Below are 719 nucleotides of genomic sequence, written 5' to 3' on the forward strand. Positions count from 1 at the left end.
ATCTGGAGAGCGAATCCAATCGCCTACTTTGAATGGACGATCGAAGTAAATCATCAAACCACCGAAGAAGTTCGACAGCAAATCTTTTGCAGCAAGACCTACGATTAAGCCACCCACACCACCAAACGTCAGCAGACCAGACAGAGACAAGCCAAATGCCTGCATGATGGTTAATACGCCGATAGTGATGATGAATAATCGCCCGACTTTCGCGATGGCTTGAACGGTGGTTTCGTCTCGGTTTTTCTGTTCCAGAACGAAATCTTCGATATTGGTGATCAGTCGCATGACGGTCCATACGAAGACGCTGATAATAAGAATCAGCTTGAGCGTGCTCAGCCAATTGATCTTGTCATTCAGTTCGCTTTCTAAAATGATGCCGAGTGACACCGTAGCAGGCCAACACCAAATGAGTGTGCTCACTGGCGTTGTGAGCGCATCAAGCAACATGTTATCCCAATGAAAAGGGGTTTTCTCGACAAGAATTGCAAGACGTGAACGGATCACTCGCCAAGCGATCCATGCGATAAAACTGGCTAACGTGATAAAAAGAACACTTCCGCTCCAATCCTGACTATGCGCTTGTACATAGTTTTGTAAATCGGTAAACCACTGTGACATAAGTAACTTTTATTTCTGATGAACCATGGTGGGAAAGGTAGCAGATATTGAAGTATCACCCCAGTAATTTCCGGGATTTCATCCATTTATCACTATTA

1 protein-coding gene is annotated in these 719 nt (G+C 44.6%); it reads right to left on the minus strand.

Annotation, left to right across the window (positions count from 1 at the left end; translation table 11 throughout):
• A partial coding sequence (locus tag R7Z77_RS25495; protein ID WP_318137070.1) for a mechanosensitive ion channel family protein occupies positions 1 to 621 on the minus strand: 621 nt, incomplete at its 3' end.
• Between the last annotated feature and the right edge of the window lie 98 nt (positions 622 to 719).

The sequence above is a fragment of the Vibrio sp. 1401 genome, from assembly GCF_033340295.1.